Genomic DNA, 20993 nt, shown 5'->3' on the forward strand with positions numbered 1-20993 from the left:
GGTGCTGGATCGTCGCTTCGGTTAGCTTTCCGGCCTCGACCTGGATATCGGCACGAATGACAGCGTTGACGGCTCCGTATTCGGAAACGATATGATACGTGCCGGCATTCAGCCGTACCATGGTGTTCGGCGCCACATCTGCCATCACCAGTCCGCGTTCGCCGTCTTCGCGCACTTCCGAAGAGTAGATCGAGAAGCGCAGCTGGTCGGGGCGGATGCGAACATCGGACCCGGACACGGCGTTGAGCACCAGACCGCCCGCATCGAGCACCATCACCTGCTTGTCGAGCTTGCCGTCCTCGGGAATATTCACCTTGCGGGTCACGCCGGCGCGGCCGAAGGAGACATTGATCAGATAGTCGCCCGGGGCCAGCTGGAAAGCAGCCGACCCGCCACGGGCGCTTGCCACCAGCGGCAGCTTGCCGTCGGCACCCGCGACAGGACTGAACACATACCAGGAGAGTCCGTCTCGCACCGGCTCGCCGCTTTCCGTCAGCTTGGCTTCGATCTCAACCTCGCGCAGCGTCGCATTCTGCTGCGTGCTGCCCGGCGCAATGAAAGCGTTGAGCTTCGGCATCTTCGTGGTCGTGTCGAGCTGCTTGAATCCCTTGAACGCGTTCTGGGCGCTTGCGCTAAAGGGCAACAACGCAGTCAGAACAAGCACGAACGCCATACGCGCAAAAGGCAAAATGCCGGGCATGTGTTTCCTGAACAGATTGACTTCTAAAACTACAGAGGCCACTTCAAAACGAACCCAGTGGCAAATTCAAGACCCACCCATCCCGCTGCCGTGAAAATGAAAGTTTCTCCCGCATGAAATCCGATATCAAGCTGATTGATTACCTCGCCGTGCGCCGATCGATCCCTGCCTTCCAGATGTGCGAGCCCGGGCCTGCAAAGGCGGAAATAGAGGAAATCCTTCGTCTGGCATCGCGCGTCCCCGATCACGGGAAGCTCGCGCCCTGGCGTTTCATCGTCTATCGCGGAGAAGAGCGTGAACGAATCAGCGAAGAACTCTTGAAGCTAGCGCTCGAGGCCAAGCCTGATCTCTCGGAGGAAATGATCCAGGTCGAACGCACGCGCCTTACCCGAGCGCCGGTTGTCGTTGCCGTGGTCAGCAAGGCGGGTCCGCACTTCAAGATCCCGGAATGGGAGCAGCTCATGTCGGCGGGCGCCGTGTGCCTCAACATCATCTTTTCGGCGAATGCCCATGGCTGGGTCGCCAACTGGTTGACCGAATGGTTTGCCTATGACGAGCGCGCCTATCCGGTTCTCGGCGTTCAGCCGGGCGAAAAAGTCGCCGGCTTCATCCATATCGGTTCGACAAATTTCCCGGTGGTCGAGCGGCCGCGTCCGTCACTCTCCGAAACCGTCACCTGGGTCGGCGGAGAGGGCTGATGTTCTATACGACGGATAGCAACAAGCACGGTCTCTCCCACGATCCCTTCAAGGCGATCGTGGCGCCGCGCCCGATCGGCTGGATCGGCAGCAAGGGGGCGGACGGATCGATCAATCTCGGTCCCTACTCCTTCTTCAATGCCGTCTCCGACCATCCGAAGATCGTCATGTTCTCATCGAGCGGCCGCAAGCACAGCCAGAGGAATGCCGGCGAGACGGGCGTCTTCACCTGCAATTTCGTCAGCCGCAACCTCGTCGAGAAGATGAACCTTTCTTCCGCCGCGGTTCCCTATGGCACCGACGAATTCGCGCTCGCCGGGGTGACCGCCGTTCCGGGCAAACTTGTCGACGCGCCCTATGTGGGCGAGGCCTTCGCCGTGCTCGAATGCAAGGTGACGGAGATCATCGTGCCGAAATCGCTATCCGGTGAGCAGACGGAAAACGTCATGGTCTTCGGCGAGGTCGTCGGCATCCACATCGACGAAGCGATCGTCAGCAATGGCCGGCTCGACATGTCGCTGGCAAGGCCGACGGCCCGGATGGGCTACATGGACTACAGCGAGGCGAGCGAGGTCTTTGAGATGTTCCGTCCGAAGGTCGAGACGGTGGCCGCCAAAGCCTGATAAACATGGTGAACCAATCTTAAACCATTTGCCGATAGTGTTACCCGAACGTTAGGGGCGCGAAGGAATCGCGCCGCAGGTTGGGGCGTAAATTGATCGTAGAGGCTTTCCTTCGCTGGGTTGAAACTGCCAAGGCAGGGGACAGAGCTCGCGCCGCGAACGCATTGGGGCGTGCCTATCTGCAGTCCGAAATGCTTCCGGAGGAGCGCAAAGCCGCGGAAATGGCGATGACCTTCCTGCTTGACGATCCTTCGCCGCGCGTTCGTCTTGCGCTGGCCGAGGCGATCGCTTGGTCGCAAGAAGCGCCGCGCGCCATCATTCTGGCGCTTGCCGAAGACCAGCCGGAAATCGCGTGCCACGCCCTGACCTGCTCTCCAGTGCTCTCGGACACGGACCTTGTCGATCTTGCCGCCCGCGGCAGCAGCGTTGTCCGCATCCTGATCGCGGCGCGGCCGTCGATTTCCCGAGCTGTTTCAGCCGCTCTTGCGGAAGTCGGCGACGAAGAAGAGGTCCTGTGCCTTCTTGAGAACGAGGGCGCGGCGATCGCCCCGCAATCGCTGAAGCGGATCGCCGAGCGGCTCGGCGACTGCTGCGACACACGCAATCTGCTGCTCGACCGCACCGATCTCCCGGCTGATGCCCGGCAGTTACTGACGCAGCATGTCAGCAACGCATTGGTGGCTTTTCCTCTGGCACAGGCCGCCGTCGGGATCGCTCGTCTGCAGCGCATCAGCCGCGAGGCGGCCCAGTCCGCTACGGTCTCCCTTGCTGGCGAGATCCAGGCGCACGAAATTGCCGATCTCGTCGAGCATTTGCGCCTTGCCGGCAATCTAACGCCGTCCTTCCTCATGCATGCGCTTTGTTCCGGCAAGGTGGATTTCTTCGCGAACGCCATCGTCAATCTGACCGGCTGCACCGAAAACCGCGTGCGTTCGATCCTCGCGACGGGACGCAGCCATGCGGTGCGTGCGCTGTACGAGAAGGCTGGCCTCAGCAGCGAAATCAGCACGGTCTTTGTGGAGGCGACTCTCCACTGGCGCGAAGCCTCCAGAAAAACCTCTGGAACCAGGCTCTTCAATGTCTGCGGCAGCCTGCTCGAACGATTCCGCCATGTCGGCGGTGCCCATGGTGCGGTCGGTGAACTCCTTGATATGGTCGAGAGGCTTCATATTGCCGAGCAGCGTCAATCGGCGCGGGACTACGCGTCCATGACTGCACTCGAAGCTGCCTAGAGTGCCTGAGAAAAGCCATGTCCGTCACCATTGCTGTTGAATCGCCACGTCAGCCGGAAATCGTCCGCTTGCTGGAGCTTTCCGATGCTTATGCGGCCTCCCTCTATCCGGCTGAGAGCAACCATCTCGTCGATCTCTCGACCTTGGAAACGCCGTCCGCCAGCTTCTTCGTTGCTCGGAATGCCGGGGTGATCGTCGGCTGCGCGGCACTCGTGGAGGCAGGCGATGGCACGGCGGAGATCAAGCGCATGTTCGTCGACCCGGCGGCGCGAGGGCTGAAGATCGCAAGCCGCCTGATGGATGAGCTTGAGAGATGCGCGAAGTCACGCGACCTTGACGCGATCCGTCTGGAAACCGGCATCTATCAGCCGGAGGCGATCGGGCTTTACCGCAAGTACGGCTACGTCGACATCGAGCCTTTCGCTTCGTACCTGCCGGATCCGCTGAGCCTTTTCATGGAGAAGCGGTTGAAATGATCAGCCTTCGGCAGCGCGCTGCGCCGGCGGCGCCTGCTCGTCGATCATGACTTCCGGACCAAGCCCCGTCTGATCGCTTGCTGTGACTTCATGCATCCATTCGCGCCAGATCGCGACGAGCAGAGCCATCAGCACCGGGCCGATGAAGAGACCGAGAAAGCCCATGGTCTTTACGCCGCCGACGAGGCCGAAGAAGGTCGGCAGGAAGGGAAGCTTGATCGGGCCGCCGACAAGTTTCGGACGCAGAGTCTTATCGACGATGAAGAGTTCGACCGTACCCCAGACGAAGAGCGCGATGCCGGCAAAATGTGATCCGCTGGCCAGGAGGTACACCGAAACCAACGTGAACGAGAGCGGCGCGCCGCCGGGTATCAGAGCCATAAGGCCCGTTATAACGCCAAGCGTGACCGGCGAGGGTACGCCTGCGATCCAGTAGGCGACCCCGAGCACGATGCCTTCCCCGATTGCAATCACCGTCATGCCCATGACGGTTGAGCTGATCGTTGCCGGAACGACCCGCGAAAAGCGCTCCCAGCGATTGGGCAGGATGCGCTCGCCGAGCATGTCGATCTGCCGCGAGAAGGACGATCCGTCGCGATAGACAAAGAAGAGCGCGATCAGCATGAAAAGCAGCGTCAGGAGCAGATGGAACGACGCACCGCCGGCGGCGAGAACCGCACGATAGATATTGCCGAGATGGGCACCGCTGATGACCTGAACGAGTTCGCCGAGCGACCCGGGGCTACCAACGTATTTCGTCCAGAGTTCATCGAGGTAAGGCCCTGCAAACGGCAGCGCAAGGATCCATTGCGGCGTAGACGCGCCCTGCCGGTTGGTCTGAACGACCCAGGCAAACCATTCACGCACTTCGCCTGTGGTGTAGGTAACCGCAAGCCCGATCGGGATGACCAGAAAGGTGATGATCAGAAGGATCGCGATCGTGGCGGCGATCGTTGTGTTGCCGCCGACGCGGCCGAGAAGCTTGCGATAAAGCGGCCAACTCGCAAAGCCGATGACGAGTGCTGCCAGAACTGGAATAACAAAGCCATGGAAGAAATAGACGCCCGCAGCAACGATGAGGATCAAAAGCCAGCGAGCGGCCGAAATCGACGGGATCAGCGGCGTGCGCGTGGGCGCAGACGGGCCAAGCCACCGCGTTTCGCCTGGCAGTCTCTTGTTGTTCGAAAGGCTCACGTCGTTTTTATTTCCTTCTTGTTCTCATGGATATGCGCTCTACGGCGCCCGGACGCAAGCATATCGATCATTTAAGTCGGAGCTTTTGCGATCACTGACGCAGCCCGCAGCTTCAGGGTGCCGCATATCTCAATCCTCTGTACGAAATGTGACGAAGTTTTCTTTCAGAGTCTTGATGACCGGCGAAAATAGTACAGGTTGGATCAACGGCATCGAAAGCTATGGTTGGGGACTATGACGTTATTTTCAGCGGAAGTTTCATGGCAGCGCGGTGAGGGCAGCTTTACGGACGGCAAATACAGCCGCGGCCATACATGGAATTTCGACGGAGGCCTTTCGGTACCTGCCTCGGCATCTCCGCACAACGTGCCGCTTCCGTACTCGGTCGCCGAGAATGTCGATCCCGAGGAAGCCTATGTAGCGGCGCTCTCCAGCTGCCACATGCTCTTCTACCTTTGGCTTGCATCGAAGAAGGGCATTGCTATCGACAGCTATGTCGATAACGCGACGGGCATCATGGAGAAGGTCGACGGAAAAATGCTTGTCAGCCACGTCGAGCTGAAGCCGAGCGTTGTCTATTCAGGCGAGGCGCCGAGCCGTGAAACCGAGGAGAAGCTCCATCACGAAGCCCACGAACTCTGCTTCCTCGCTAATTCCGTCAAGACGAAGATAGACGTTCGCCTCGGCTAGCGGCGCCATCTCTCCGTTACGATTGCGGACGGTGCAATAGTTTGAAGGCGTAGAACTGCGTCTTTTGCCCGGTCGAGAAATTGTTGTCGGAACCGAGGATCAGGACGTCGCTGCCGTCCTTCGCCCTGCCTATCGCCATCGACTCGATGTTATCCGGCACCAGGCCGGCGGCGCGCAGATCGAGCACCTGGCTCTTGCGGACGGGAACGATGCGCTGATCGGTCCTGGCGAGAGAAGCGATGGCCGAGACGTCGGTGGCGCCGTCGAGGTCCAGCATGAAGATCTTAACGTTGTTGCCGAAGCCTTGGGCGTAGCTGCGCTCGACGGCGAGCAGGCGGTGGTCGTCGAGTGCGACGATCTCCGCCATGCCGTTGTCGTTGCCGCCAATGGGCTTTGTGGCAGCCTGCGGGATCGGCGAGATTGGATAGACATACTGCGCCTTCGGTTCGCCAGTCGCCCCGTCATAGCGGATAATGCGCGACAGGCTGCCGTTGACGAGCGAGGCCGCCGGACCGTCCTGGTAGAGCGCAGCTTCGACGCCGACGAACACATCACCGTCGGGTGCGACCGCAAGATCCTCGAAGGCGAGATTGTCGCGGATGCCGGTCGATTTGTCGGCCGTCGGCGCGAAGCCTTCCGGCAGCTTGAATTCGCGCACAAAAGCACCGTCCGGCGAGGCGACGCGGACGAAGGGGGCGATCAGCGCCTTGCCGTCGCCTTCGCTACCCCAATAGACGCCGTCCCGGCCGAGGCGGATCGATTCCGGGTCAACGGTGCGGGCGGCGAAGGGTTCACCGTTCTTGTCCTGCAGCGTCACCTGCTTGACGACGGAAACGCCCTTGAGGCCGGAGCCGTCAACATCGACGTCGAGCTCATAGAAGCGAGCTGGGCCTTTTTCGGAGCGGTCGTCGCTGATGGCGATGTAATGGCCGGTCGCCGGGTCGAAGTCGAGACCGGAAATGCCGCCGAATTCGACGCCGTTTTCCATGTGACCGGTCGGGATGACGAATTCACCGAGATAAGAAAAGGAGATCCCGGCCGCGCAATCGCCGAACGGGCAAGGCGTCTCGAAGGTTGCGCCGATCGTGGTGGCGTGGAGGCTGGCGGCGCTGGACAGGAGAGCAACAGCGATAGTCGCGAGAAAACGCTTGGTCATGGCGAACATCCGGCTGGCGAGGAGGTTGATGAGCAGAACAGGCCGACGGGATCCCCTTTAAAGGATCGGCCCCGCCAGTCGCGTCGCTTGTCATGCACCGGTTGTTTGACGGAGTTGTTACGATTCTTCGTCAATTTCGTGAAATAGCGAAGCTCAGATATCGAGGTTTTCGGCAAAGGCGGCACGGTCCTGAATGAAGCGGAAGCGCGCGTCAGGCTTCGTGCCCATAAGGTCGTCCACGGCGGCACGGGTTCCCTCGAAATCGACCTCGTCGATCAGCACCCGCAGCAGCGTTCGCTTGCTCGGGTCCATCGTGGTTTCCTTGAGCTGCGCGGGTAGCATTTCACCAAGGCCCTTGAACCGGCTGATTTCGATCTTTCCCTTGCCCTTGAATTGCGTTTCCATCAGTTCCTGCCGATGGGCGTCGTCGCGTGCGTAGGCTGATTTGGCGCCTTGGGTGATCTTGTAGAGCGGCGGTACAGCGAGGAAGAGGTGACCGCCGCGGATCAGTTCCGGCATCTCCTGATAGAAGAAAGTGATCAGCAATGACGCGATGTGGGCCCCGTCTACGTCGGCATCGGTCATCACGATGATGCGCTCGTAGCGCAGGTCCTCATCGCGATACTTGGAGCGAGTGCCGCAGCCGAGCGCCTGAACGAGATCCGCAAGCTGCTGGTTGGCGCCTAACTTTTCGCGGCCGGCGCTCGCAACGTTCAGGATCTTGCCGCGCAACGGCAGGATTGCCTGATTGGCGCGGTTGCGCGCCTGCTTGGCGGAGCCACCTGCCGAGTCACCTTCGACGATGAAGAGTTCGGCGCCCTGGGCCGTGTTCTGCGCGCAATCGGCCAGTTTGCCCGGAAGGCGCAGTTTGCGCACGGCGGTCTTGCGGGTGACTTCCTTTTCCTTGCGGCGGCGGAGACGCTCCTCGGCGCGTTCGATCACCCAGTCGAGCAGCTTTGCAGCCTCGTTGGGATTGTCCGCCAGATAATGGTCGAAGGGATCGCGAAGCGCGTTTTCGACTATGCGCTGTGCCTCGACGGTCGCCAGCCTGTCCTTGGTCTGGCCGACGAATTCCGGTTCGCGGATGAACACCGACAACATGCCGACCGCCGAAATCATCACGTCGTCGGTGGTGATCTGCGCTGCGCGTTTGTTCTGCGTCAGATCGGCGTATGCTTTCAGCCCCTTGGTCAGAGCGATGCGCAGACCCGCCTCATGCGTGCCGCCCTCGGGCGTCGGAATGGTGTTGCAATAGGAGTGGATCTGCTGGTCGCCACCATACCAGGTGATCGCCCATTCGAGCGAACCGTGGCCGCTCGCCTTTTCGCTCTTGCCGGCGAAGATTTCGCGGGTGACGGTAAATTCCTTGCCCATCGTCGCCTGCAGGTAGTCCTTCAGCCCGCCGGGGAAGTGGAAGACGGCCTTGTCCGGAATTTCGGAACCCTGCGGAAGCACGCCTTCATCGCAGCTCCAGCGGATCTCCACGCCCCCGAAGAGATAGGCCTTGGAGCGCGCCATACGGAAGACACGCGCCGCCTCGAACTTCGCGTGCTCGCCGAAGATCTGCGGATCGGGGTGGAACCGCACGCGCGTCCCGCGGCGGTTGTGCACGTCGCCAAGCTCTTCGAGACCGCCCTGCGGCAAGCCGCGGGAGAAGCGCTGTCGGTAAAGCTTGCGGTTACGCGCGACTTCGACTTCGAGATAGTCAGAGAGCGCGTTGACCACTGAAACGCCGACGCCGTGCAGACCGCCCGAGGTTTCATAAGCCTTTCCGTCGAACTTTCCGCCCGCATGCAGCTTCGTCATGATCACTTCGAGCGTCGATTTGCCCGGGACCTGCGGGTGGTTTTCCACCGGAATGCCGCGGCCGTTGTCCGAGACGGTTAGATAGCCGTGGACATCGAGATGCACCTCGATGAAGTTTGCGTGACCGGCGACCGCTTCGTCCATCGAGTTGTCGATGACTTCGGCAAACAGGTGATGCAGCGCCTTTTCGTCGGTGCCGCCGATATACATGCCGGGGCGCATGCGCACCGGTTCCAGACCTTCGAGAACGCGGATCGACGAGGCACCGTAGTCGTCACCATTCGAGGCTGCCGGGGCCGGACGCGCTGACGCAGCCGGGGGCGCGGCGGGCGCTCGCGCCGGCTTTGGTGCCTCCTCCTGCTTGGGTGCGAGAGGCATTTCGGAAAAGAGGTCGTTGCTGTCGTCCATGGAATTGTTCAGATCTTTATCCTGCCGGCCGGCGTGTCCGCTTGAGGCCAGACCCAAAATCACCGCATTTGATGTCACGTTTGCGAATCATGCAGATTCTGCCAGAAACCGCCTCGCTAAGCGATGCCGCTCGATCTGGCGGAATTCTTTGGAATTGGTTTGCGTTGCCAGACGCGGAATGGCAAGCGGCCCGAGGTGCAAGGAAACCACCCGCATGAGAATGTCCACAAGTCATTGCACGATTATTGCTGTAATTGCGGCCTTTTTCCTGTCCTGTGACATTCACAGCGCGGCAGCGGATGGCTTGCCGCCCTATAAGGACGAACTTTTCTCCAGGCAAAACGTGTTGCAGAGCGCCGACGACGGCGCCTTCGAAGTGATCGACTACGATGAGATGCGCGACATCAATGGTCGCGACCAGATCCCGCAAAGGCGCGTGCAGCGGAAATATGTGTCGCTCGGCGTACGCAAGGTACAGCAGGACGAAACCCTGTCTCTGGACGGCCTCCGGCTGGATGTCACCAGGGTGGGACCGGCAGACGGAGCGGCCTTCACGGTGATCTTCATCCACGGCCGCGACGGCGATCGCCGCCTCGGGGCCAACGACTATTCCTTCGGCGGCAACTTCAACCGGCTGAAGAACCTCGCGGCCGGCAATGGCGGGGTCTATTATTCGCCGACGGTACGGACCTTCGACAGCGACGGCGTCGCCAAGATCGCCGAACTCATCCGCTATGCTAGCGGGAAATCAGGTGGAAAGCCGGTGATCCTCGCCTGCGCGTCCATGGGCAGCCAAGTCTGCTGGGGGATCGGCCGCGATCCTGCGAGCGTCAAGCGGCTGAGGGGAATGGTGATCATGAGCGGCGTCGCCGACCCCGCTTTCACGAAAAGCGCCTTCTACAAAGCCAAGCTGCCGCTTTGGTTCGCGCACGGGAGCCGCGATCCGGTTTATGCGGCGGCCGACCAGCAAGCCCTCTTCGAAAAGCTCTACAAGTCGAAATACCCGGCCCGTTTTACGCTTTTCCAGAACGGGAACCACGGTACGCCAATCCGGATGATTGATTGGCGGCGGGTCTTGAACTGGATTCTCGCTTCCTAGGGTTTTTAAGCGCCGAATTTAATCATTTGCGCGGCAACTCGGCCGATTTACCTAGCGTGAACCGGAGATCGCTTTCCTTTCGGCTGCAGTTTTGCTAAGGCGCACCCATGAGGAAAAGCTTGGAAGGCCGGTATGACACCTGATGTGCGCCCGCTTGTGGCGGGAAACTGGAAAATGAACGGCACACGCGCCTCTCTCGATCAGATAAAGGCTATTGCGGAAGGCGTTAACAGGCCGCTTGCCAAGCGGGTGGAGGCGCTGATTTGCCCGCCCGCGACACTGCTGTATGTCGCGACCGCGCTCTGCACGGACAGCCCGCTTGCGATTGGGGCGCAGGATTGCCACCAGAACCCGGCAGGCGCACATACGGGCGATATATCCGCCGAAATGATTGCCGATTGCTTTGGAACCTATGTGATTGTCGGCCACTCCGAGCGCCGGACCGACCATGCAGAAACCGACCATCTCGTCCGCGCCAAGGCGGAAGCCGCCTTTGCTGCCGATCTGACCGCGATCATCTGCATCGGTGAGACAGCAGACGAGCGCAAGGCAGGGCAGACGCTCGACATCCTCAAGCGCCAACTCTCCGCCTCCGTTCCGGACAGTGCCACAGCCGAAAACACGGTCATTGCCTACGAGCCGGTCTGGGCGATCGGCACCGGTGTCACGCCGACGGTAGATGACGTCGAAAAGGCGCATGCCTTCATGCGGTCGGAGCTCACAGGCCGCTTCGGCGCCGAGGGCCGGAAGATCCGCATTCTCTATGGCGGCTCGGTGAAGCCCGGCAATGCCAGGGAACTGATGGGCATCGCCAATGTCGACGGCGCGTTGATTGGCGGAGCGAGCTTGAAAGCATCCGATTTCCTCGCCATCTACGGCGCATATGAAACGCTCCTCGCATAAATAAGCTTAGCATATTCCTGGCCGAAGGGCTTGGAATAGCCGATCAGCTCATGTAAAGAGCGCCAGATTTTTATTCGATGCTCGCCGAAGCGGGCAGGACTGGACCCATGCAGACAGTATTGATTGTCATCCACCTCATGATCGTGCTGGCGCTCGTCGGCGTCGTGCTCATCCAGCGCTCGGAAGGCGGCGGTCTCGGTATCGGCGGCGGTTCGGGATTCATGTCGGCGCGCGGTACGGCCAATGCGCTGACCCGCACGACCGCGATTCTGGCGGCGCTGTTCTTCCTGACGTCGCTCGGCCTTGGTATCCTGACGCGCTACCAGGGCAACCCGACCGACATCCTGAACCGCATTCCGGCAACGAGCGGGCAGGGCAACGGCATTCTCGATTCTCTCGGCGGCGGCACGCAGCAGCCGGCAAATCAGCCCGCTAGCACCGGCATTCCGAACGGCGGCGCTGCTGCTCCGGCACCGGCGGCGCCAGCAGCAACGGCTCCTGCGGCCAACGCTCCGGCGATGCAGACGGCCCCCGCTGCGCCTGCAACGCCCGCTGCTCCGGCTCAGCCGAGCGGCGTTCCGACCGGGCAGTAAGCCGGTCCACGAAATAAACCGCCGGCAGGCCCTCGGGTCTGCCGGTTTTCTTTTGTTCAGATTCCAAACTGGCACCAAAAATTCTGGAAAAGAATTTTTGGGCTGGTGGAATCGTTTTTGAAAAGGTATCCGGTGACTCCCATGGCGCGATACGTATTCATCACTGGCGGCGTGGTTTCTTCCCTCGGAAAAGGAATTGCGGCTGCGGCTCTCGGAGCGTTGTTGCAGGCCCGTGGTTATCGGGTCCGGCTTCGCAAACTCGACCCCTATCTGAACGTGGACCCGGGCACCATGAGCCCGACCCAGCACGGCGAAGTCTTCGTCACCGACGATGGCGCGGAAACCGATCTTGATCTCGGACACTATGAGCGCTTCACCGGGCGTTCGGCGACCAAGACCGACAACATCACCACCGGCCGCATCTACAAGAACATCATCGACAAGGAACGCCGCGGCGACTATCTCGGGGCAACCGTGCAGGTCATTCCGCACGTCACCAACGAGATCAAGGATTTCGTCACCGAGGGCAATGACGACTACGATTTCGTCATCTGCGAAATCGGCGGTACGGTCGGCGACATCGAGGCCATGCCTTTCATCGAGGCGATCCGTCAGCTCGGCAACGATCTGCCTCGCGGGACGGCGATCTACCTCCACCTGACGCTGATGCCTTACATTCCGGCCGCCGGCGAGCTGAAGACCAAGCCGACGCAGCACTCGGTCAAGGAACTGCAGGCGCTCGGTATTCACCCGGACATTCTTCTCGTCCGCGCCGATCGTGAAATTCCGGAAGCCGAGCGGCGCAAGCTCTCGCTCTTCTGCAACGTGCGCCCGTCCGCCGTCATCCAGGCGCTCGACGTCGCCAACATCTATGACGTGCCGATGGCCTACCACAAAGAGGGCCTCGACAGCGAAGTGCTCGCCGCGTTCGGCATCGAGCCGGCTCCCAAGCCGAGGCTCGACCAGTGGGAGGAGGTGTGCAACCGCATACGCACGCCCGAGGGTGAAGTCACCATCGCGATCGTCGGCAAGTACACGGGTCTCAAGGACGCCTACAAGTCGCTGATCGAAGCGCTGCATCACGGCGGCATCGCCAACCGCGTCAAGGTCAACCTCGAATGGATCGAGTCGGAAGTCTTCGAAAAGGAAGACCCTGCACCGTATCTCGAAAAGGTGCACGGCATTCTCGTACCCGGCGGCTTCGGCGAGCGCGGTTCGGAAGGCAAGATCCTGGCAGCCCGCTTCGCGCGTGAGCGCAAGGTGCCGTATTTCGGCATCTGCTTCGGCATGCAGATGGCGGTCATCGAGGCGGCACGCAATCTTGCCAACGTCGAGAACGCGTCTTCCACCGAGTTCGGCCCGACCAAGGAACCGGTCGTCGGATTGATGACAGAATGGATCAAGGGTAACGAGCTGCAGAAGCGAACGGCAGCGGGCGACCTCGGCGGCACCATGCGCCTCGGTGCCTACAAGGCATCGCTCAAGAAGGGTACGAAGATTTCCGAAATCTACGGCTCGACCGATATTTCGGAGCGCCATCGGCACCGCTACGAGGTCAACATCGACTATAAGGACCGGCTCGAGAACTGCGGGCTGACGTTCTCGGGGATGTCTCCGGACGGCGTATTGCCGGAGACGATCGAGTACGCCGATCATCCCTGGTTCATCGGCGTGCAGTACCACCCGGAACTGAAGTCCCGGCCGCTCGATCCGCATCCGCTCTTTGCAAGCTTCATCGAAGCCGCGACCGAACAGAGCCGCCTCGTTTGAGGTTTTCGATCCCCTCACCAGCAAGAGATTGCGGGTGAGAGGATTGCTTCGTTATGCAGCCTGCGGCAAGGGCCCGACGTAAACCGACTTCGGCCTGATCAACCGGCCCGTGAGCGCCTGTTCGCGCGCATGGGCGATCCAGCCTATGGTCCTGCCGATGGCAAAGACGCCAGTGAAGGCTTCGCGCGGGAAGCCGAGGGAATCGAGAAGCAGTGCTGTATAGAATTCGACGTTGACGTCCAGCGGGCGATCCGGTTTGCGTTCCTTCAGGATGGCGAGAGCTGCCTGTTCGACGGCCTCAGCCAGCGCGATCCGCTTCCGGTCGACCTGGCCGCTCGCGACCAGCGGCTTCAATGCGCTCTTCAGGGCGTCAGCGCGCGGGTCGCGCACGCGATAGATGCGGTGGCCAAATCCCATCAGCCTCTCGCCGCGGTCAAGAGCAGCTGACAGCCACATCTTCGCCCGGCTTTCAGTGTCGATCGCATCCAGCATGTCGAGAACCGGGCCCGGCGCGCCGCCATGCAGCGGCCCCTTGAGCGCACTGATCGCCGCAAGGACGGACGACGTGAGGCCGGCTCCAGTCGAGGCGATGACTCGCGAGGCGAAGGTCGAGGCGTTCAACCCATGATCGGAAATCGTCACCAGATAGGCGTCCAGAGCGGCCGTCTGCTCGGCACTCGGAAGTGTGCCGTTCATCATCCGCAGGATGTCGGCGGCTTGCGAGAGAGACGTATCCGGACGAACGGGCGCTTCCTTCCGCTGCATCCGCAGAACGGCAGGCAGAAACACGGCAGGGGCTGCCAGCAGTCTGAGTGCGGTTTGAAGATCGTCGCCGTCCGGTAGGCGCGCCATCATGGCTCGCATCGCATCGACCGGTGGCAATGCGAGGAGGCTAGCATCCGCAGCTGCGAGGTGTTCGAAGACCTCGCCACGCGCCGTTCCAAGCCGGGTTCTCAACTCTCCTGCGTCGAGTTCGATCAATCCGTCAAGCAGCAGCGCGGCGACGCTTTCATAGGTACCGCCGGCTACCAGGTCGTCGAGCGATACACCGCGAATGATCAACCGTCCGGCTGCGCCGTCGACGTCCGAGAGCAGGGTCTCGGCTGCAATGACATCTTCCAATCCGTTCTTCATGGCATTTCTCCTTTACGGAGAAGAAGATCAGTCCTAGGCTAATTGACGTCAATCTTGATGCAATTGATCAATGTGAGACGTCCGATGCCTTGGCTGACTTCAAAGGAGGCGTTGAACCGACTCGGCACCAAGCCGCAGACGCTTTATGCCAATGTCAGCCGCGGGCGCATTCGCGCAAAGCCCGATCCATCCGATCCGCGCCGCAGCCTCTATCACACCGGGGACGTGGCACGGCTTGCAAAGCGCAACGCTGGCCGCCGTAAAGTCGAGGCGGTCGCTGCAGAGGCTATCCAATGGGGCGATTCCGTCCTGCCGTCGTCAATCTCGACGGTCGCCAACGGACGCCTGTACTATCGCGGGATAGATGCCGCCAAGCTTTCCGAACATGCAACGCTTGAAGAAGCGGCCGGATTGCTTTGGGGCATCCATACGCCGATTGCCGTTGCGGCCGGTGGCGAAGGCGCCACGGGACCGTCCCTCGCCATAGCCCTGTTGGCTCTTGCCGCGCGGGTGCCGCAGGACCTGCCGAGCCTCGGGCGCTCGATTTCGGCTCTGGTTTCGGAGGCGCAGGATGTCATGACGACGGTCGGCTCCGCGCTCGCGCCGGGTCCATCGCATATCCCGCTTCACCAGCGTCTGGCCGAGAGCTGGAGCCGCCCCAACGCCGGAGACGCCATCCGCCGTGCCTTGGTGCTGCTTGCCGATCACGAGCTCAACGCGTCGACGTTTTCGGCTCGAGTCACAGCTTCCGCTGGCGCAACACTTTCCGCATCGGTGCTTTCCGGACTTGCAACGCTTACCGGCCCTCTGCACGGCGCAGCCTGGGAGGCTGTGGCTACGCTCGCTGACGCGGCGAGAAGCACTGGCGCCACGGAGGCGATCCGCCGCGCGCTAGGGCAAGGCAACCGGCTGCCAGCCTTCGGTCATCCGCTCTATCCGGACGGCGACATCCGCGCCGAAGCATTGCTTGCACATGTCACGCCACCAGAGATCTTTCTGGAAATCCAGACCGTCGGCGAGGCGATAATCGGCGAGCGAATCAATATCGATTTTGCGCTCACGGCGATGGCCGTTCGCTTCGATCTTCCACGACATGCGCCCCTTATCATCTTCGCGCTGGCGCGCTGCTGCGGCTGGCTCGCCCATGCAGTGGAACAAGCCGAGGGCGGGCATCTTATCCGGCCCAGAGCGCGCTACACCGGTCCCGCCATTGAAACCTCTGGTGGGTAATAGCGACCGGCCACTTACGAAAATCCGCTTTTGCTCTATGATGATCGTGCTGGGGACGAGTGTCAGGTAGCATGGAGACCACCGTGCCGCCTGATGGCGTTTGCGCAAAGGGGCGTGTCATGAGGGTAATCTCAGCTTTCCTTGGCTGCTCTTTCGCTGCCGTACTCGCAGCAGCGCTTCTGTCTGCCGAAGCCTTGGCCCAGGCGCCGACCGGCGGCTGCCGACTCACGAATGCGTCCGACGGCCGTGAGATCCTGCGCTGCCCCAACGGGGTCACGATCACGGCTGAGGCGGATGCTGCTTACAGGCTGACCGACCGCAATCGCGATGGCAATCCCGATGTGGTCTCGCTACGCGGCAAGGCGATTCTGGTCGATGTCGACGACGCCCGGCATTCCGGCGGTTTTCAGGTCGTTACGCCGCAGGCGATCGCTGCAGTGCGCGGCACGCAATGGGCGGTCGACGTCGCGGCCCGACAGACCTCCGTGCTGGTCGTACGCGGTGCCGTGACCGTGCGCCGTCCCGCAGGGGGTGAACCTGTCGTGCTCAATCCCGGAGAGGGCGTCGATGTTACCAGCGGCACCGCCCCCCTTGTCGTGCGCCGCTGGCCTGCCGCCCGCGTTGCCGCCCTTCTTGCCCGCCTCGGGCAATAGACACGCATGCCGAACCAGAGATTTCTGATCACCGCAGCCCTTCTTCTGTCCGCGCTCTGGGCCGGCTTTCTGGGCTCGCTGCATATGACAGGCCGGGCCGGCTTCCTTGATCGGATGGAAGCCTCGCTGACGGATCTTCGAAGCATGCTGGTCGGCAGCAAGGCCCCGCCACCGGCAGTCACGATCCTCGCCATCGACGACCGCACCGCCGCATTGCACACATACCCTCTCCAGCGGGCAACGCTCGCACAAGCCGTCGCTGCAGTTGCGGCGTTAAGGCCGAAGACGATTGCGCTCGATCTGCTCTTTGTTCAATCCGGCATCGAGGCGGGCGATGCAGCACTTGCATCGGCGCTCCGGCTGGTCCCATCCGTCATTGCGGCTGCAGCCGTTTTTCCGGAAAGTACCCAGACGGTGACAAGCGACGCGAACGATCCGCTGTCCGCCATTCCCGTCGCCGAGAGCCTGCTCCTGCCGCTCAAGCGCTTCTCCGACGTTGCAGCTACCGGCGTCGTCAATGTTGCAACGGACGAGACCGGCGTTCCACGCTTCATTCCGCTGATCTCACGCAGCGGCGGGCGTATCGACCCGTCATTCCCGCTGCGGGCGGCGTCGCTGGCGCTTGACCGCGATCCCGCCTTCCAGCCGGGCGCCATCTCCTTTGCCGATAGGCACATACCGACGGATACCGGTCAGCGCCTGCCGCTCACATTCTATGGCCCACGCGGCACGATCCCGACATTCAGCCTTGAGGATGCGCTCGACGGCAAATTGCCTGCGGATGCAATCGAAAACCGCGTTGTCGTGATCGGCGCAACCGTCACCGGCGGCGGCGACGTTTTCCCGACGCCCTTCGATCCGGTGCTACCTGGCGTCGAGGTCATTTCGACCGCCATCACGCATCTGATCGCGGGGGACAGCATCATCCGCAATGACAACATCCGCCGGCTCGATGCGGCCGTTGCGCTGCTTCTTTCGCTCTTGCTCGTCAGCCTGATTGCATGGCGCCGAAGTGTCATCAGCTTCATTTTGATCGCTCTGGTCTTTGTTGCCTGGGCGGCGGTCAATATCGCCGCGTTCAAGGCAGGCTATTGGCTCAGTGCCGCACTGCCGATAACCGCCGCTCTGCCGCTCGTTCTTGTCTTCGGGGCGGCGCAACTGCTTTTGGGCCGCCGTCAGGCCAGGCATTTTGCCGCCCAAAGCGAGCTCCTGCAGCGCGTGGAAGCGCCGGGGCTCGGCGAGTGGCTTGCCCGCGATCCGTCGTTCCTCGCCGAACCGGTCCGGCAAGAGGCGGCGGTCGTCTTCATCGATCTCTCCGGCTATACCGGCCTTAGCGAGGCGGTCGGGGCAGTCACGGTGCGCGAGGTGCTGAGTAGCTTCTTCGAGATCGTGGACCAAGAGGCGAGGGCGCATGGCGGGGCAATCACGAGTTTCACGGGCGATGGCGCGATGATCTTGTTCGGATTGCCGCAGCCGGCGGAAGACGATGCAGCGCACGCTGCCGCCTGCGCTCTTGCGCTCGCGGATCGCATGCGCTCGTGGCTCGCTGCGCACGCGGATATCCAAGCGGGACGCAAGGTCGGCTTCAAGATCGGGGCCCACTGCGGCCCGGTCGTCGCCTCGCGTCTCGGTACTGGCGATCACCAGCAGATCACGGCCACCGGTGACACCGTCAATGTCGCCAGCCGCCTGATGGAGGTCGCCGCCAGCCGTGGCGCGGAGATCGCCTTTAGCGCCACACTCGTCGGCGCCGCCTCCAGCAAGGGCAGCCCCCCGCCCGCCGGGCCGCTCGAAGGACCTTTGGAAACACGTATTCGCGGCCGTTCCGGGACAATCCAGGTCTGGCTGTGGCGGCCCACCGGCTGATATGCTGCTTTGACATTTGCTGCCCGAGCGGGTAGGAACGCGCCAACCGTTCTGCCGGCAGGTTCCGGCAGGCGCTTTCGCGCCCGATATTCCGAAAGACAGACAAATGACAGATTTCAACGGCGTCGTTCCGGCGATCGCCAAGGCGTTGGCGAAGCGCGGTTATGCCGAACTGACGCCGGTTCAACAGGCCATGCTCGATCCGGCGCTTGCCGCATCGGACGCGCTGGTTTCGGCGCAGACCGGCTCGGGCAAGACCGTCGCCTTCGGCCTTGCGCTCGCGCCGACGCTGCTCGAGGGCGCGGAACGCTTTGCGCCTGCCGCCGAACCGCTGGCGCTTGTGATCGCTCCAACCCGCGAACTTGCCTTGCAGGTGAAGCGGGAGCTCGAATGGCTCTATGAGATGACAGGCGCGCTGATCGTCAGCTGCGTCGGCGGAATGGATATCCGCAGCGAACGCCGCGCGTTGGAGCGCGGCGCGCACATTGTCGTCGGTACACCTGGCCGTCTCTGCGATCACATCCGTCGCAAGGCTCTCGATATGTCGGCGTTGAAAGCCGTCGTGCTCGATGAGGCCGACGAGATGCTTGATCTCGGCTTCCGTGAAGATCTCGAATTCATCCTCGAATCGGCTCCCGACGACCGTCGCACGCTGATGTTTTCGGCGACCGTGCCTGCGGCGATCGCCAAGCTCGCCAAGAGCTATCAGCGCGATGCCGTGCGCATTTCCACGCAGACCGAAGAAAAGCAGCACGTCGATATCGAATACCGTGCGCTTGCCGTTGCGCCCGCCGACCGCGAAAACGCGATCATCAACGTTCTTCGTTACTATGACGCGGCCAATGCCATCGTCTTCTGTTCGACGCGCGCGGCGGTCAATCATCTGACGGCGCGATTCAACAATCGGAATTTCTCGGTCGTGGCGCTCTCCGGCGAACTCACGCAGAACGAACGTACGCACGCGCTGCAAGCCATGCGCGACGGGCGGGCCCGTGTCTGCATCGCAACCGATGTCGCCGCACGTGGTATCGACCTGCCGGGTCTCGATCTCGTTATCCATGCCGACCTGCCGACCAACCCCGAAACGCTGCTTCACCGAAGCGGACGGACCGGACGGGCAGGGCGCAAGGGCGTCAGCGCTCTGATCGTGCCGCTCAATGCCCGCCGCAAGGCCGAGCGCATTCTCGATGCCGCCGGGATTTCCGCTGCCTGGGCTCTTCCGCCGTCTGCCGAAGAGGTGATGCGCCGTGACGATGAGCGCCTGCTCGCCGATCCTATTCTCAGCGAGGCCGGCAGGGACGAAGATCAGGCGCTGGTCAGCCAGCTCATCGAAAACTATGGCGCGGAGAAACTTGCGGCAGCCTTCGTGCGCCTCTATCGCTCCAATCAGTCCGCCCCGGAAGATCTGATCGAAGTCTCGATCGAGGGCGACCGCAAGCGTGTGCGTCGCGACAATGCTTTCGAGCCGCGCGAACCGAGCCAAAAAGGCCCGCGTGACGATTTCGGGCCCAGTGTCTGGTTTTCGATTTCCGTCGGCCGCAAGCAGAACGCCGAGCCACGTTGGCTGATACCGATGCTGTGCCGCAACGGCAACCTGACGAAGCGTGAGATCGGCGCGATCAAGATGCAGCCGGAAGAGACTTACGTCGAAATCGCGTCCGACAGCGCCGACGCTTTCCTCCAGTCGATTGGACCGAACAAGACCATGGAGCGCGGCATCCGGGTGACGCGTCTGAGTGGCACCCCGGATTTCAGCCGCCCGGCTGCGTCGAAGCCATATGGCGACAAGAAGAGTTCCGGGGAGCGCCGAGACGCCAAGTCCTACGACGATCGCCCGAAAGGTAAATTCAAGAAGGACTTCAAGGGCGAGGGCGCTCCGGCAAAGGGCGAGCGCAACGAGAAACGCGATGCCAAACCTTGGGGCAAGGGCGCCGGAAAGCCGAAATTCGAAGGCAAGGGCGGCTTCGCACCCAAAGGCAAGTTCGGCAAGAAGAAGCAGGGTTGACGAGGGCCGGGCCGTCGCCATGAAGAACGACTGACAGCGCTGGATGTCTGGGCGCAAGGGAGGCCACACTATGACCGACAATAACGGTCGGCAGCACATTGCTGCGGTGGCCTTCATTCGGGAGAATCTCCGTCTTCAGCCGGCGCCATCAGTTCCGGAGATAGTGCTCTATGCCGCGCATGCGGGAAGCGGCCTTGGGCGATTGGCGAGCCCGGGCGAGGCGGCTTCCGCCACGCCCTACTGGGCCTATCACTGGGCAGGCGGAACGGCACTTGCGCGGCATATTCTCTCGCAATCGCACACCATTCGCGGTCGCCGTATTCTTGATCTTGGCTCCGGGTCGGGCCTCGTCGCGATAGCAGCTGCGAAAGCAGGAGCCGCTCATACCGTTGCTGTCGACATCAACGCCCACGCGATCGCCGCGGCGGGTCTCAACGCCGCCGCGAACGGCGTCGCGATCGAGACTAGGCAAGCCGACATCCTGGATGAGTTGCCTCCAACCTGCGACATGATCCTGGCTGGCGACGTCTTCTACGAGGCACAGCTCGCAAAGCGCGTTCTGCCGTTCCTGACCCGCTGCCGCGCTGCCGGTATCGATGTCCTGATCGGGGATCCGGGCAGAGCGCCTTTGCCCCGGGAGCGGTTGCGTCTTGTTGCAACATACGCCGTCGCAGACTTAGGGGATGCGGGGACCGGAAAGATGAGCGGGGTGTATTCGCTCTAGGTCCGACTAGCCGCGCGTCGCTTCATCGCCTAG

Annotated in this window: 18 protein-coding genes and 1 pseudogene; 14 read left to right on the top strand and 5 right to left on the bottom strand. The window is 61.9% G+C overall.

Annotated features, from left to right (window positions below; genetic code table 11):
• Positions 1 to 700 (bottom strand): annotated as a pseudogene (locus ACPYOI_RS19180) (hypothetical protein); the annotation flags it as partial.
• A gap of 113 nt (positions 701 to 813) precedes the next feature.
• On the opposite strand from ACPYOI_RS19180, the gene ACPYOI_RS19185 reads away from it, so the two are divergent.
• The 4 genes from ACPYOI_RS19185 (at position 814) to ACPYOI_RS19200 (ending at position 3729) form a co-directional block, all read left to right on the top strand.
• The gene (locus ACPYOI_RS19185) at positions 814 to 1398 is read left to right on the top strand and encodes a nitroreductase family protein (RefSeq protein ID WP_481417093.1); all 585 of its coding nucleotides are present in this window, start codon (positions 814 to 816) and stop codon (positions 1396 to 1398) included.
• Positions 1398 to 2021, top strand: coding sequence for a flavin reductase family protein (locus ACPYOI_RS19190; protein WP_481417094.1), 624 nt, complete (start codon positions 1398 to 1400; stop codon positions 2019 to 2021). The genes ACPYOI_RS19185 and ACPYOI_RS19190 overlap by 1 nt, the downstream gene beginning before the upstream one ends.
• Positions 2022 to 2113: 92 nt before the next feature.
• Complete coding sequence (locus ACPYOI_RS19195) at positions 2114 to 3253, top strand: DUF2336 domain-containing protein (RefSeq protein ID WP_481417095.1); 1140 nt, start codon at positions 2114 to 2116, stop codon at positions 3251 to 3253.
• Positions 3254 to 3270: 17 nt separating this feature from the next.
• Positions 3271 to 3729, top strand: a complete 459-nt coding sequence (locus ACPYOI_RS19200) for a GNAT family N-acetyltransferase (RefSeq protein ID WP_481417096.1) — start codon at positions 3271 to 3273, stop codon at positions 3727 to 3729.
• On the opposite strand, the gene ACPYOI_RS19205 is transcribed toward ACPYOI_RS19200, so the two are convergent.
• Complete coding sequence (locus ACPYOI_RS19205) at positions 3730 to 4923, bottom strand: AI-2E family transporter (RefSeq protein WP_481417097.1); 1194 nt, start codon at positions 4921 to 4923, stop codon at positions 3730 to 3732.
• A gap of 234 nt (positions 4924 to 5157) precedes the next feature.
• Here ACPYOI_RS19205 and ACPYOI_RS19210 point away from each other — a divergent pair, with 234 nt between their 5' ends.
• A complete protein-coding gene (locus ACPYOI_RS19210; protein WP_481417098.1) occupies positions 5158 to 5613 on the top strand; it encodes an OsmC family protein in 456 nt (151 codons plus the stop codon).
• A 16-nt stretch (positions 5614 to 5629) separates the two neighbouring features.
• Here ACPYOI_RS19210 and ACPYOI_RS19215 read toward each other — a convergent pair whose 3' ends face one another.
• Both ACPYOI_RS19215 and parE read right to left on the bottom strand, forming a co-directional pair.
• A complete protein-coding gene (locus ACPYOI_RS19215; protein ID WP_481417099.1) occupies positions 5630 to 6769 on the bottom strand; it encodes an esterase-like activity of phytase family protein in 1140 nt (379 codons plus the stop codon).
• 153 nt (positions 6770 to 6922) lie between these two features.
• Positions 6923 to 8983, bottom strand: coding sequence for a DNA topoisomerase IV subunit B (parE, locus tag ACPYOI_RS19220; RefSeq protein WP_481417100.1), 2061 nt, complete (start codon positions 8981 to 8983; stop codon positions 6923 to 6925).
• Between the two features lie 214 nt (positions 8984 to 9197).
• Here parE and ACPYOI_RS19225 point away from each other — a divergent pair, with 214 nt between their 5' ends.
• The 4 genes from ACPYOI_RS19225 to ACPYOI_RS19240 all read left to right on the top strand — a co-directional run bounded on the left by ACPYOI_RS19225 (position 9198) and on the right by ACPYOI_RS19240 (position 13348).
• On the top strand, positions 9198 to 10082 hold the full coding sequence (locus tag ACPYOI_RS19225; protein ID WP_481423179.1) for an alpha/beta hydrolase: 885 nt from the start codon (positions 9198 to 9200) through the stop codon (positions 10080 to 10082).
• Positions 10083 to 10214: 132 nt separating this feature from the next.
• The gene (gene tpiA, locus ACPYOI_RS19230) at positions 10215 to 10985 is read left to right on the top strand and encodes a triose-phosphate isomerase (RefSeq protein ID WP_481417102.1); all 771 of its coding nucleotides are present in this window, start codon (positions 10215 to 10217) and stop codon (positions 10983 to 10985) included.
• 107 nt (positions 10986 to 11092) lie between these two features.
• Positions 11093 to 11578: a preprotein translocase subunit SecG gene (gene secG / locus ACPYOI_RS19235; protein WP_481417103.1), complete on the top strand. Its 486-nt coding sequence runs from the start codon at positions 11093 to 11095 to the stop codon at positions 11576 to 11578.
• Between the two features lie 141 nt (positions 11579 to 11719).
• Positions 11720 to 13348: a CTP synthase gene (locus ACPYOI_RS19240; protein ID WP_481417104.1), complete on the top strand. Its 1629-nt coding sequence runs from the start codon at positions 11720 to 11722 to the stop codon at positions 13346 to 13348.
• Positions 13349 to 13399: 51 nt separating this feature from the next.
• Here ACPYOI_RS19240 and ACPYOI_RS19245 read toward each other — a convergent pair whose 3' ends face one another.
• A complete protein-coding gene (locus tag ACPYOI_RS19245) occupies positions 13400 to 14482 on the bottom strand; it encodes a citrate synthase/methylcitrate synthase (RefSeq protein ID WP_481417105.1) in 1083 nt (360 codons plus the stop codon).
• An 84-nt stretch (positions 14483 to 14566) separates the two neighbouring features.
• On the opposite strand from ACPYOI_RS19245, the gene ACPYOI_RS19250 reads away from it, so the two are divergent.
• From ACPYOI_RS19250 to ACPYOI_RS19270, 5 genes are all read left to right on the top strand, one after another.
• On the top strand, positions 14567 to 15712 hold the full coding sequence (locus ACPYOI_RS19250; RefSeq protein ID WP_481423180.1) for a citrate synthase: 1146 nt from the start codon (positions 14567 to 14569) through the stop codon (positions 15710 to 15712).
• Positions 15713 to 15831: 119 nt separating this feature from the next.
• Positions 15832 to 16365 carry a FecR domain-containing protein gene (locus ACPYOI_RS19255; RefSeq protein WP_481417107.1) on the top strand — a complete coding sequence of 178 codons (534 nt, stop codon included), beginning with the start codon at positions 15832 to 15834 and terminating at the stop codon, positions 16363 to 16365.
• A gap of 6 nt (positions 16366 to 16371) precedes the next feature.
• Entirely contained in the window at positions 16372 to 18231 is a 1860-nt protein-coding gene (locus ACPYOI_RS19260) for a CHASE2 domain-containing protein (protein ID WP_481417108.1), read from the top strand.
• A gap of 106 nt (positions 18232 to 18337) precedes the next feature.
• Positions 18338 to 20236: a DEAD/DEAH box helicase gene (locus ACPYOI_RS19265; protein ID WP_481423181.1), complete on the top strand. Its 1899-nt coding sequence runs from the start codon at positions 18338 to 18340 to the stop codon at positions 20234 to 20236.
• A gap of 70 nt (positions 20237 to 20306) precedes the next feature.
• Entirely contained in the window at positions 20307 to 20960 is a 654-nt protein-coding gene (locus tag ACPYOI_RS19270) for a class I SAM-dependent methyltransferase (protein WP_481417110.1), read from the top strand.
• Positions 20961 to 20993 lie beyond the last annotated feature (33 nt).

It is taken from the genome of Rhizobium sp. SVR5-2C (assembly GCF_056755115.1).

Excerpts from the sequence above, each read along its gene's own strand:
- ACPYOI_RS19185 (WP_481417093.1), top strand. The coding sequence starts at position 814 with ATGAAATCCGATATCAAGCTGATTGATTACCTCGCCGTGCGCCGATCG.
- ACPYOI_RS19190 (WP_481417094.1), top strand. The coding sequence starts at position 1,398 with ATGTTCTATACGACGGATAGCAACAAGCACGGTCTCTCCCACGATCCC.
- ACPYOI_RS19200 (WP_481417096.1), top strand. The coding sequence starts at position 3,271 with ATGTCCGTCACCATTGCTGTTGAATCGCCACGTCAGCCGGAAATCGTC.
- ACPYOI_RS19210 (WP_481417098.1), top strand. The coding sequence starts at position 5,158 with ATGACGTTATTTTCAGCGGAAGTTTCATGGCAGCGCGGTGAGGGCAGC.
- ACPYOI_RS19215 (WP_481417099.1), bottom strand. The coding sequence starts at position 6,769 with ATGACCAAGCGTTTTCTCGCGACTATCGCTGTTGCTCTCCTGTCCAGC.
- parE (WP_481417100.1), bottom strand. The coding sequence starts at position 8,983 with ATGGACGACAGCAACGACCTCTTTTCCGAAATGCCTCTCGCACCCAAG.
- ACPYOI_RS19225 (WP_481423179.1), top strand. The coding sequence starts at position 9,198 with ATGAGAATGTCCACAAGTCATTGCACGATTATTGCTGTAATTGCGGCC.
- tpiA (WP_481417102.1), top strand. The coding sequence starts at position 10,215 with ATGACACCTGATGTGCGCCCGCTTGTGGCGGGAAACTGGAAAATGAAC.
- secG (WP_481417103.1), top strand. The coding sequence starts at position 11,093 with ATGCAGACAGTATTGATTGTCATCCACCTCATGATCGTGCTGGCGCTC.
- ACPYOI_RS19240 (WP_481417104.1), top strand. The coding sequence starts at position 11,720 with ATGGCGCGATACGTATTCATCACTGGCGGCGTGGTTTCTTCCCTCGGA.
- ACPYOI_RS19245 (WP_481417105.1), bottom strand. The coding sequence starts at position 14,482 with ATGAAGAACGGATTGGAAGATGTCATTGCAGCCGAGACCCTGCTCTCG.
- ACPYOI_RS19250 (WP_481423180.1), top strand. The coding sequence starts at position 14,567 with ATGCCTTGGCTGACTTCAAAGGAGGCGTTGAACCGACTCGGCACCAAG.
- ACPYOI_RS19255 (WP_481417107.1), top strand. The coding sequence starts at position 15,832 with ATGAGGGTAATCTCAGCTTTCCTTGGCTGCTCTTTCGCTGCCGTACTC.
- ACPYOI_RS19260 (WP_481417108.1), top strand. The coding sequence starts at position 16,372 with ATGCCGAACCAGAGATTTCTGATCACCGCAGCCCTTCTTCTGTCCGCG.
- ACPYOI_RS19265 (WP_481423181.1), top strand. The coding sequence starts at position 18,338 with ATGACAGATTTCAACGGCGTCGTTCCGGCGATCGCCAAGGCGTTGGCG.
- ACPYOI_RS19270 (WP_481417110.1), top strand. The coding sequence starts at position 20,307 with ATGACCGACAATAACGGTCGGCAGCACATTGCTGCGGTGGCCTTCATT.